Raw genomic sequence first — 10,049 nt, forward strand, 5'->3', positions numbered from 1 at the left:
GGGCGGAAGGGGGAGGGCGGCGATCAGCAACCGGCCCCGCGGGGAGGCGTCGCCCGCTTCGGCGCCTACTTCTTCTTGGCGATGATGTCGTTGATGGCCGCCCGGTCCTCGGCGGTGATGCGCTCGCGCGGGCCCGCTGCGTTGGCGGACTTCTGGGACACGGCGCCCTTCGCGCTCTCCATCGCGTCCTCCACGCCGCCCTTCACCTTGTCCAGGGTGGAAGGGTTCACCGTGCGCTTCCAGGTGCGCTCCATGTGCTCCAGCGGGGAACGGCCATCCACGTTGCCCCGAGCCAGGAAGACGCCCAGACCCACCGCGCAGGTCGTCCAGACCAGGAACTTCAATACGCCCATGATTCACATCCTCCTACGTCGTCTTACATCGGCCCGGGGCACATGGCGAGTTTCCTGACCTGTCGCGCCTCCGTCGCTGACAGGGGGCCTGGGGACCCTTAAGGTCCAGGCGCTTGCAGCCCGAAGAACTCATCAGGGCCGCCCAGACGCGGGCGGCGGGATTGGACGTGGGGCGGGGGGACGCAGCGCTGGAGCGCGTGCGGGCCCAGGCCTCGGCGTTGTTCGCGAAACTTCCGGAGCCCCCGGTGTACCGGCGGGCGGAGGACCCGTCTCGCAAGGCGGCCCAGGCGCTGCTTCCAGAGATGGAGCGGGTGCTGGCGGAGGCCTTCGCGGTGGCGCGCGAGCCGGCGGTGTCGCCGCTGGTGGACCGGCTGGTGGCGGCCCTGCGCGCGCACGCCGAAGCGCTGGTGCACACCGCGGACGGCCGGCTGGAGGCGGCGGAGCTGGCGTGGCGGAAGGCCCAGGAACTGGAGCGGGCCGCGCACCCCACGCGGCAGATGGTGGGCCAGCCGCCGCGGCCGGCGCCGGTGTTCGACAAGGGCACGGGCCTGTCGCGCTACGACCCTCGCAACGCGGCCCAGGCGACCGTGAAGCTGGTGTGTCCCAACACGGGCTGCAAGCGCATGGGGGACTACGCCTTCATCCCGACGCACGCCTACCACCGCTTCGTCTGCCCGGCGTGCCGGGTGCCCTTCCTGGCCTACTTCGGTGAATTGAAGGGGCTGGAGGTGGAGCACCGGCGCAGCTCCAAGCGCTACCTCTTCACGGTGGATGAGGTGGGCAGCACCGTCACCACGCGCATCGACTTCGAGGAGGCGGGCGGACAGGAGTTCCCCGCCGCGCGGCGCGACCTGCTGGCCTTCCTCTACACGGAGCAGCGGGAGTTGAAGGTCGTGGTGAACCTCACCAACGGCAAGCTGATGTGGGTGAGCCCCGCGTCGTCGTGCTTCGTGGTGACGGCGGCCTTTGGCGAGGGCGCGCCGGAGCTGGTGGCCTTCCGGGCCTTCCGCGACGACGTGCTCAGGAAGAGCCGGCTCGGTCAGGGGTTCATCGACGGATACTATTATTGGGGCCCTCCGCTGGCGGCGTGGGTGGTGCGCCGGCCTCGGGTTCGGGCCGGGGTGCGCTGGGCCCTGACGCGGGTGCACGGCCGCCTGACACGGAAGGAACGCGGATGACACAGCAGGCTGGGACGGAAGGGACGCCGCCGCCGGGCGCGCGCGGGGACAAGGCCAAGACGGCGCTGTCCGTGGTGGCGGTGCTGGGGCTGGCGGCGCTGGCGTTCCTGGGCGTGCGCGAGGCGCAGCGGGCGCGGCTGGTACCGGACGGCGTGTCGCCGCCGACCTTCCAGCTGACGAAGCACGAGGGCGGCTCGCTCGCGCTGTCGGACCTGAAGGGGAGCGTGGTGATGCTCGACTTCTGGGCCACATGGTGCCCGCCGTGCCGCGAGGAGATGCCGTATCTGGTGAAGCTGGCCAAGGAGTACGAGTCCCAGGGGCTCGTCTTCGTGGCGGCCAGCCGGGACGAGGGTTCCTCGGCGTCGCAGGAGGTGGACTACTTCCTCCAGCGCTTCCAGCCGGACCTGCGGCCGTACGTCGTCTACGCGGACGACAACGTGGCGCGCGCATTCCAGGTGAATGCGCTGCCCACGCTCTACTTCCTGGACCGGGACGGCAAGGTCATCGACGCGCAGCGCGGCATGCTGTCCGAGGACGGCCTGCGCCGCCGCATCGAGCGCGCCCTCAAGCGCTAGCGCCGGGCGTCAGAGCACCTGACGCACGGCCTCCTCCAGCTTCGCCCTGGGCACGGCGCCCACGACCTGCTTCACCACCTTCCCGCCCTTGAAGAACAGCAGGGTGGGCATGGCGCGGATGCCGTACTGCTCGGGCGTCCTCGGATGGTCGTCCACGTTGAGCTTGGCCATCTTCATCCGGCCCTTGTACTCGGCGGCCAGCGAGTCGATGACCGGCGCGAGGACGCGGCACGGCGGGCACCAGGTGGCGGTGAAGTCCACCAGCACCGGCTCGTTCGACTCCAGCACCTCGCGTTGGAACTCCGCGTCTCCCAGCTCGATGACGTCGCCAGCCATGTGCCCTGTCCTTGGGTGGAGGGCGCGCGCCCCAGGGGCCATCCGCGCCTCGTGCACACGGGATGTAATCGCGGCCCGCAGCGACGACGAGCGCCCCTGGCGGGACGCATTGTTCCGCCAGGAGCCCTATTCCTCCTCCCACGGGAGCGCGGCGCCGCGCGCGGACAGCAGCTTCAGGAAGGCGCGCACCTTGAGGGGCAGCTGCCGGCTGCTCGGGTAGACGGCGAAGATGGGCAGGCCCGGGGGCGTGTCCGCTTCCAGCACGGGGACGAGCAGCCCCGCGCGCACGTCGTCCGCCACCAGTGACGCCGCCAGCCGCACGATGCCCAGCCCCGCTCGTGCCGCCGCCTGGCCCGCGCGCTCGCTCGGCACGCGCAGCCGGCCCGTCACCGGCACGGTGCGCGCGCTCCGGCCTTCTCCGAAGAACCACACCTCGTCGGTGCCGGACTCAGCCAGGAGGATGCACTCGTGGGTCGTCAGCGCTTCGGGCGTCCGGGGCGTGCCGTGGCGGCTCAAGTAGTGCGGGCTGGCGTAGTAGCCCGTGCGCAGGCGCCCGAGCCTGCGCGCCATCAGGGATGAGTCCGCGAGCGGCCCGGTGCGCAGCGCCAGGTCGTACTCCTCCGCGATGAGGTCCACGTGCGTCTGCGCGAGCGACACCTCCACGCGCAGCCGGGGATGGTGCAGCAGCAGCTCCGCGATGACGGGCGTAAGCAATTCGCCCAGCAGCGACAGCGTGGCGATGCGCAGCGTGCCCTGGGGCGTGCCGCGCGACTCGCTCACCGCCGCGTTCACCTCGCGGGCCTCGGCGACGAGCCGCGCGCAGTGCGCGTGGTACTCGCGGCCCGCCTCCGTGAGGCGGAGCCTGCGCGTGTTGCGCTCGAGCAGCCGGATGCCCAGGCGCTCCTCCAGGGCGGCCAGCCGGCGGCTCACCGTGGACTTGCGCAGGCCCAGGCGCTCCGCCGCGGAGGTGATGCTGGCCGTCGCCACCACCTCCGCGAAGAGGACCATGTCGTCCAGCAGGGGCGGGTTCGCGGCCACGACCGCGAGCCTATGCCCCGGCTGGAGCGGGCGCGAGCCCGCGGTGTCCCGGCTGTCAGTCGTTGGCCGCGCCCGCGAGGATCCACGAGCGGACCAGGATGTTCAGGCCCGGGTGCTGGTCGAAGTACTCCGGCGTGCTCGTGGGCATGCGGTCGCCGCACGCCGTGCCCTCCATCTTGCGCACGAGCGCCGAGTTGTCCGGGTCGCCGGGCATGACGCGCTGGAGGGTGCCGCAGGCCCTGGCCGTGACGTTGACCAGGCTCGCGTGGCTGCTGGTCGAGGCCAGGCTCAGGTTGCCGGCCTTGCCGTGGCAGTTCGTGCACTGCCCGGAGCTCCACAGCGATTGGACGTCCGCGCCATAGCGGGGCACCGACACGGGCAGGGTGACGGTCCGCACCACGGGCGGGTTCACGCCATCCGTGACGCTCACGTGGAAGGTGAACGCGGTCTCCGTGCCCACGACGGGCGAGTACCACTGCGCGCTCTCGCCGTGGGTGCCGCCCACCCAGGTGCCCTGGAGGGAGGGGGCGACCTGCATCCACGTGTAGGTCAGCGGGTCTCCGTCAGGATCGCTCGCGGTGACGGTCAGGGTGCCGGTCGCTCCCGCGACCAGGGCCGTGGGCGCGGAGACGGTGTCGCTCACGGTGGGCGGTTGGTTGGTGGAGGAGGCACCATCGCCACAGGCGATACCTCCCAACCCGATGACCAGCAGGGGCAGCAGGAGCCGTAGGGAAAGGTGCATGGGGGTCCTCGGAACGTGAGTGGCCCGCCAAGCTGGATACGGTGGTGATTCCAACCCAGTGTCCGCGGGGGTTGGCCAAACTCAGGCTGAAGCACGTTCAGGATGTTCTTGAAGGCAGTCCGGTCAGGGCACGCCATGTTCCGAATCGAGTCAGAGAAAGAGTTGCTGCGCGCGTTCCGCTCCAGGGATCGCAAGCACGTCGAACTGCCCAAGAGCACCCGGCTCCCGCTCTTCGTGCGGAACTACCTTTCGTGGGTGGATCCGTATGGGGTGCGCGTCTTCCTGGTGTTCGTCGCCCCCGGGGGCAAGCAGCCCACGGGCATCGCCTTCCGCAGGGATCAGCAGGGAGACCCGGCCCTGGCGCCCAAGATGTGTGACTGGTGCCGGACGTCCACCGACGCGGAGATTGGCCTGCTCACCACGGATGTGGATTCGAAGCGCCGGGTGGGCGTGAACCTCTGCCTGGACCTGCGCTGCGGTGAGCGGCTGGAGGCGCAGGCGGACCGGTCCGGTCGCAGCCTCCAGGACGACAACGCGCAGTTGCTTGAACGCATGGCACGCTTCGCGAGCGAAGCGTTGGGGTACGCGCCCGGCTCGGATGCGTAGGTTCGAGTGCCTGCCGCCCTGACAGGCCGCCAGGGCGGGGGGAGGGCGGCCAGGAACCGGAGGGCGCGCTAGATTATCCAGCCACCCATGTTCCTCATCGAGACCGAGAAAGAGTTCCTGGACGCGTTCCGTCCCCGGGACCGCAAGTTCGTCGAGCTGCCCAAGGACACCCGGTTCCCGCTCTTCATCCGGGACTACCTCGCGTGGGTGGACCCCTACGGCGTGCGCGTCTTCCTGGTGTTCACCGCCCCCGGCAGCAAGCGCCCTACGGGCATCGCCTTCCGCAGGGATCAGCAGGGAGACCCGGCGTCGCCCCACATGTGTGAGTGGTGCCACACCTCCACCGGAGCGGACGTGGGGCTGCTCACCACGGATGCCAACTCGAAGCGCAGGGTGGGCACGAACCTCTGCCTGGACCTGCGCTGCGGCGAGCGGCTGGAGGCCGTGACGAACCGCGCGGGGCAGAGCGTCCTGGACAACAACAAGAAGCTCGTCGAGCGGATGGCCCGCTTCGCGAAAGAGGCCCTGGGCATCGACGGCAACCCGGACGCCTGAAAGACGCGGGACGGCCCGTGCTCCGGGCCGTCCCAACGAAGCGCGCTACTTCTTGCCGGCCGGCGTGCCCGCGCCAGTCGCGGGCGGCGCCCCCGGTCCGGGGACCGGCTCGGTGCCGGGCGGCGGCGGCTGGCCGTGGGGGACGATGGTCTCCTTCGGGCCGGATTCGATCTCCGACTTCACGAGCTTGAAGTCCACGCGCCGGTTCTTCGCGCGGCCGAGCGCCGTGTCGTTGGTGGCGATGGGCCGGTCGAACCCGAAGCCCTGCGACGTGAGGCGCTTGCGGTCGATGCCCTTCTTCGTCAGGTACTCGAGCACCGACTTCGCGCGCCGGTTGGACAGGTCCATGTTGAGCGCACGCGAACCCTTGTTGTCCGTGTGCCCTTCAATCTGCACGGGCCCCAGCGTCGGGTTCTTGGTGAGCACCGTCGCCACCTCGTCCAGCAGCGGGTACGACTGCTTCTGGATGACCGCGGAGCCCGTCTCGAACAGGATGTTGCCCTTGATGCGGATGCGGTCCGACTCCACCACCACGTAGGGCGGAGCGTCGTACGGGCAGCCGTTGTTCTCCGGCGGGCCGGCCACGTCGGGGCAGTCGTCCTCGCCGTCCGGAATCTCGTCGTAGTCCGTGTCCGGGCAGCCGTCGAAGTCCTTCGGGCCGGGCACCGTGATGCACTTGTCCAGCGGGTCCATCACGCCGTCGCCGTCGGTGTCCTTGTCCGGCTCCACCGGGCAGCCCTTGCTCTCCTTCGGGCCGGGCTTGTTGGGGCACGCGTCCTCGCCGTCCGCCACGCCGTCGCCGTCGTTGTCCGGATCCGGGCAGCCGTCGAAGTCCTCGAAGTCGTCCTTGTCCTCAGGCTGCGTGGGGCAGCGGTCGCGCACGTCGGGCACGCCGTCACCGTCGGAGTCCGGGCCCTCGTCCTTGAAGGTCTTGTCGTAGCGCAGCGCCAGCATGACCCGCAGGGCCTCACGGCCGTAGCCGGTGGTGACGTTGAGGCCGCGGCCCACGTCCAGCTCCACGCCCCAGTCGCCCCACACCTTCGCGCGGGCGCCCACCAGCAGCTCCCACGGCGACTTGAGCGAATCCGCCTGGTCGAAGTTGAAGGGGCGCGCCAGCGGCGTGCGCAGGTGCATTTCCGCGGTGGCCTTCACCTCGCGCAGCCGGCTGATGTCCGGCAGGTCCACGATGCCGCCCGCGCCCAGCGTCAGCTCGTCGTCCACGCGCAGGTTGAGGTACTGCGCCGCGGGGCGCACCAGCACGCCCGCGTTGCCCAGGACGCGCACGGGCCCCAGCCGCTTCTCCACGGCCAGGCGCGGGGCGAACACCACGCCGCTCTCGCCCGTGAAGCTCTGCGCGCTGCCGGTGGGCAGCCGCACCTCCGCCACCAACGCGAGCCCCACCGGGAAGTGGTTCGGGTTCAAGAGGCTCACGCGCGGCAGCACGCGAATGTCGCCCAGCGTGGTGCCGCTGACTCCCGCGGCGCCGGGGAAGTCCGGCGAGTTCAGCGCGTCCCCCAGGAGCGAGAAGTTGTCGCCCTGCAGGAGCGTGACGGGCAGGTCCACGCCCAGCTCCAACCGCTCCAGCAGCTGGTAGGAGAAGAGCAGGTGCGCGTCCAGCCGGTACGGCAGCAGGTTCCCCAGCTTCTCGTCACCCAGCTTCAGCGCGAGGATGCGCCAGTTGAAGTCGAAGAGCAGCGCGCCCCGGTAGCTGCCCACCGGTTCCACGGTGGCGCCTTCCAGGCCAATGCCGCTGTCCTGCGCGGCCGTGGGTTTCACCGGGACGGCGTCGAAGCCTCGGGAGAAGGGGGCAGGCTGAGCGTGGGCCGCTGCCGTGGTGAGCAGCAGGCCCAGGACCGCGAGTCGCAGGGCCGCGCCGCACGCGGACCGGCTCCACGAAGGTTCGGAGTCGGGGCATTGCATCCTGAGGCTCTTAGCACCCACCTTCCGCCACCGGAAGAAAACCCCATCCCCTGGATGCGTGAGCTACAGCCTCATGCCATTTCTACAAATGCCGAGCCCTTCGGATCCGCCGTGTGTCTTGTTGTTTAAGACACATTTCGCGGAGGGCCTCCGGTTTCCCGGCGCGCGCGACGCGGTGTGAGCGGCGAGAAGAAGGGCCATGAAACGGTGGCTCCTGTGGGGATGTGTCCTGGTGGCGGGTTGTGGCACCCGCGAAGCGAACGTGCGGCGCGACGCGCTGCCCGCCGCGCCCGCGAACACGGTCGTCTTCGAAGGCAGCTGTGACGCGTCCGGCGCGGTGGAGCTGGGCCAGGGCCTGTTCGTGGTGGCGGACGACGAGGACAACATCCTGCGCGTCTACGATGCGCGGAAGGGCGGGCGTCCGCTGCGGACGGTGGACCTGACGCCGTCGCTCGATTTGCCGGTGAAGAAGAAGCCGCCGGAGACGGACATCGAAGCGGGCTCGCGGCTGGGCAACCTGGCCTTCTGGCTCACGTCTCACGGCCGCAACAGCGCCGGAAAGAAGCAGCCCGCGCGCCTGCGCTTCTTCGCCACCGGCGTGGAAGACCCCGAGCACGTGCAGGTTGTCGGACAGCCGTACACGCAGCTGCTGGAGGACCTGCTCGCGGACGCCCGGCTCGCGCCGTACGGGCTCGCGCAGGCGGAGCCGCTGCCGCCCAAGGAGCCCGGTGGGCTCAACATCGAAGGCATGACGGCGATGCTGGACGCGCCCGGGATGCTGATTGGCTTTCGCAGTCCGCTGACGCAAGGCAAGGCGCTGGTGGTGCCGCTCCTGAACCCGGAGGCGGTGGTGCGCGATGGTTCGCCCGCGCGCTTCGGGGAGCCCCGGCTGCTGGAGCTGGGCGGGCTGGGCATCCGCTCGCTGTCGTCGTGGCGGGGGCGCTACCTCATCATGGCGGGCGCCACCGCCTCCGAGGCGAAGTCGCGGCTGTTCACCTGGAAGGGGGGAGACGACGCGCCGGTGCCGGTGCCGTCGGTGGACCTGTCGGGCGTGAACCCGGAGGCGTTCTTCACGCCCGACACGTCGGAGGACATCCTGTTGCTCAGCGACGACGGCACCGTCCAGGTGGACGGCGTGGAGTGCAAGCGCCAGAAGGATCCGGCGCTCAAGCGCTTCCGCGGCGTGTGGACGGCGTTGCCGGAAAGCCCCTGAGCGCCGGAAGGGCGCGCGGACGTCAGCGCTCCATGAACCCCGACGCCGGGACGATCTGGACGGCGTCCGAGCGCACCGGCAGCTTCTGCTGGATGATGAGCTCATCCAGCTTGAGCAGCTCCGGCGGCTTGGGCGACGCGTAGGTGATGGGCGAAGGCGCGCCGGACTTCAGCTTCTCCGCCAGCCCCTGCGCGTCCTCCGTGACGTACACGAACGCCAGCTTCTCCGGGGAGAGCTGCCGTTTGACGGCGGCCTGCACGGACTCCGGCGTCATCGTCGTCAGCGCGGAGCGGTAGGCGTCCAGGAAGTGGGGCGTGCCGTAGTAGAGCGAGTCGATGGCGAAGCCGAGCCGCCGCTGGTCGGTCTGCTCCCACAGGCGCGTGTAGCCCTGGAGGAAGCCGCGCACCAGGTTGAAGCGCTCCGGGGTGAGGGGCTCCTTCGACATGCGCTCCAGGAAGAACACCGCGCCGCGCGTGGCGAACACCGCGTTGGCGGGCACCACGGGGCGCAGCCAGATGGACACGTCCTGCTGCGTGCGCACCAGGTTGGTGCGGTTGAAGGTGCCGTTGCCCCGGTCCTCGATGAAGTGCTCGGCGTAGGCGTAGTCGCCGTAGTTGAGGCCGCGCTGCTCGCGAAGCTCGTTGAAGAGCACGCCGATGAACTGGCGGTGCTCGCCCAGGTTCGACAGCGCGAACGCCACGGGGAAGAAGTCCGGGTCACCCCGGCGCATCGGCGTGACGAAGCCCATGCTCACGGCGGTGGAGAGCGTGGGCTTCTGGAGGATGAGCGTGCGCCCCGCGGAGGACTTCACGGTGGGCAGCTCCACTCGGGGCGCGCCCTTGGCGGGCAGCGCGCTCAGGCGCGAGGTCATGGTCTGCTGGAGGTTCGCGTCCACCGGGCCCGCGAGCCCGATGACGAGCCGGTCCTGCGTGAAGACGCGGCGCGCGTGCGCCTTCACGTCCTCCAGCGTGATGGACTGGAGCCCCTGTACGGTGCCGCCGGTGTAGTGGGCGTATGGGTGCCCCGCGTAGATGAGCGCGTCCAGGCCCACCTTGCCGAGCGTCTCGTCGTCTTCACTGCGCAGGCCGTTGCGCACGGCATTGAGCGCGTTGGCGCGCAGGCGCTCGAACTCCGCGGGGGCGAAGCGCGGCTGGAGCAGCGTGTCCGTGAAGAGCAGCAGGAACGAGGGCAGGAAGTCCTGGTGGACGCGGCCGGAGAGGGTGGTCATCTCCTTGTCGGTGAAGACCTTGAGCTCGGCGGCCATGGGGTAGAGCGCTTCCAGCAGCTGCGCGGCGGTGAGCTGCTGCGTGCCGCCCTCCGCCATCAGCTTCGCGGTGAGGGCGGTGAGGCCCTCCTTGCCCTTCGGGTCGTCGATGGAGCCCGTGTGGAAGACGAGCCGCAGGCTGACGATGGGCGTGTCCGCCCGGGCCTGCACCACGAGGTGCATCGGCGGCGGCTCGTTCAGCGGCACCGCGGGCACGGAGCCCGGTTCGGGCTGCGGCGTGGGGGTCGGCGTCGGGGGCGGTTCCTGGG

11 protein-coding genes are annotated in these 10,049 nt (G+C 70.5%); 5 read left to right on the plus strand and 6 right to left on the minus strand.

The genetic code is table 11. The features are described from left to right. Positions 1-65 precede the first annotated feature (65 nt). Positions 66-353 (minus strand): hypothetical protein, encoded by a 288-nt coding sequence (locus tag D7V80_RS37800; RefSeq protein ID WP_014398794.1) that lies wholly within the window; start codon positions 351-353, stop codon positions 66-68. Positions 354-466: 113 nt separating this feature from the next. Here D7V80_RS37800 and D7V80_RS37805 point away from each other — a divergent pair, with 113 nt between their 5' ends. Together D7V80_RS37805 and D7V80_RS37810 are read left to right on the plus strand one after the other, a co-directional pair. Further along, the gene (locus tag D7V80_RS37805) at positions 467-1,531 is read left to right on the plus strand and encodes a CFI-box-CTERM domain-containing protein (RefSeq protein WP_120592686.1); all 1,065 of its coding nucleotides are present in this window, start codon (positions 467-469) and stop codon (positions 1,529-1,531) included. Further along, positions 1,528-2,106 (plus strand): TlpA disulfide reductase family protein, encoded by a 579-nt coding sequence (locus D7V80_RS37810; RefSeq protein WP_199738955.1) that lies wholly within the window; start codon positions 1,528-1,530, stop codon positions 2,104-2,106. The genes D7V80_RS37805 and D7V80_RS37810 overlap by 4 nt, the downstream gene beginning before the upstream one ends. A gap of 9 nt (positions 2,107-2,115) precedes the next feature. Here D7V80_RS37810 and trxA read toward each other — a convergent pair whose 3' ends face one another. The 3 genes from trxA to D7V80_RS37825 form a co-directional block, all read right to left on the minus strand. Beyond that, positions 2,116-2,442 (minus strand): thioredoxin, encoded by a 327-nt coding sequence (gene trxA / locus D7V80_RS37815; RefSeq protein WP_014398791.1) that lies wholly within the window; start codon positions 2,440-2,442, stop codon positions 2,116-2,118. A gap of 126 nt (positions 2,443-2,568) precedes the next feature. Then, complete coding sequence (locus tag D7V80_RS37820; protein ID WP_014398790.1) at positions 2,569-3,480, minus strand: LysR family transcriptional regulator; 912 nt, start codon at positions 3,478-3,480, stop codon at positions 2,569-2,571. A 55-nt stretch (positions 3,481-3,535) separates the two neighbouring features. After that, positions 3,536-4,222 carry an Ig-like domain-containing protein gene (locus tag D7V80_RS37825; protein WP_120592687.1) on the minus strand — a complete coding sequence of 229 codons (687 nt, stop codon included), beginning with the start codon at positions 4,220-4,222 and terminating at the stop codon, positions 3,536-3,538. A gap of 135 nt (positions 4,223-4,357) precedes the next feature. Here D7V80_RS37825 and D7V80_RS37830 point away from each other — a divergent pair, with 135 nt between their 5' ends. Next, positions 4,358-4,828: an FBP domain-containing protein gene (locus tag D7V80_RS37830; protein ID WP_120592688.1), complete on the plus strand. Its 471-nt coding sequence runs from the start codon at positions 4,358-4,360 to the stop codon at positions 4,826-4,828. Positions 4,829-4,915: 87 nt separating this feature from the next. Then, positions 4,916-5,383, plus strand: a complete 468-nt coding sequence (locus tag D7V80_RS37835) for an FBP domain-containing protein (RefSeq protein ID WP_120592689.1) — start codon at positions 4,916-4,918, stop codon at positions 5,381-5,383. A gap of 45 nt (positions 5,384-5,428) precedes the next feature. Here D7V80_RS37835 and D7V80_RS37840 read toward each other — a convergent pair whose 3' ends face one another. After that, positions 5,429-7,303, minus strand: a complete 1,875-nt coding sequence (locus D7V80_RS37840) for an OmpA family protein (RefSeq protein ID WP_120592690.1) — start codon at positions 7,301-7,303, stop codon at positions 5,429-5,431. Between the two features lie 199 nt (positions 7,304-7,502). Between D7V80_RS37840 and D7V80_RS37845 the strand changes: the two genes are divergently transcribed. Then, a complete protein-coding gene (locus D7V80_RS37845) occupies positions 7,503-8,516 on the plus strand; it encodes a DUF3616 domain-containing protein (RefSeq protein ID WP_120592691.1) in 1,014 nt (337 codons plus the stop codon). 22 nt (positions 8,517-8,538) lie between these two features. Here D7V80_RS37845 and D7V80_RS37850 read toward each other — a convergent pair. Then, positions 8,539-10,049: pitrilysin family protein (locus tag D7V80_RS37850; RefSeq protein ID WP_147447351.1), on the minus strand; the 1,511-nt coding region annotated here is incomplete at its 5' end.

The organism is Corallococcus sp. CA054B (assembly GCF_003611625.1).
GTDB lineage: Bacteria > Myxococcota > Myxococcia > Myxococcales > Myxococcaceae > Corallococcus > Corallococcus coralloides.

Excerpts from the sequence above, each read along its gene's own strand:
- D7V80_RS37800 (WP_014398794.1), bottom strand. The coding sequence starts at position 353 with ATGGGCGTATTGAAGTTCCTGGTCTGGACGACCTGCGCGGTGGGTCTG.
- D7V80_RS37825 (WP_120592687.1), bottom strand. The coding sequence starts at position 4,222 with ATGCACCTTTCCCTACGGCTCCTGCTGCCCCTGCTGGTCATCGGGTTG.
- D7V80_RS37840 (WP_120592690.1), bottom strand. The coding sequence starts at position 7,303 with ATGCAATGCCCCGACTCCGAACCTTCGTGGAGCCGGTCCGCGTGCGGC.
- D7V80_RS37830 (WP_120592688.1), top strand. The coding sequence starts at position 4,358 with ATGTTCCGAATCGAGTCAGAGAAAGAGTTGCTGCGCGCGTTCCGCTCC.
- D7V80_RS37845 (WP_120592691.1), top strand. The coding sequence starts at position 7,503 with ATGAAACGGTGGCTCCTGTGGGGATGTGTCCTGGTGGCGGGTTGTGGC.
- D7V80_RS37835 (WP_120592689.1), top strand. The coding sequence starts at position 4,916 with ATGTTCCTCATCGAGACCGAGAAAGAGTTCCTGGACGCGTTCCGTCCC.
- trxA (WP_014398791.1), bottom strand. The coding sequence starts at position 2,442 with ATGGCTGGCGACGTCATCGAGCTGGGAGACGCGGAGTTCCAACGCGAG.
- D7V80_RS37810 (WP_199738955.1), top strand. The coding sequence starts at position 1,528 with ATGACACAGCAGGCTGGGACGGAAGGGACGCCGCCGCCGGGCGCGCGC.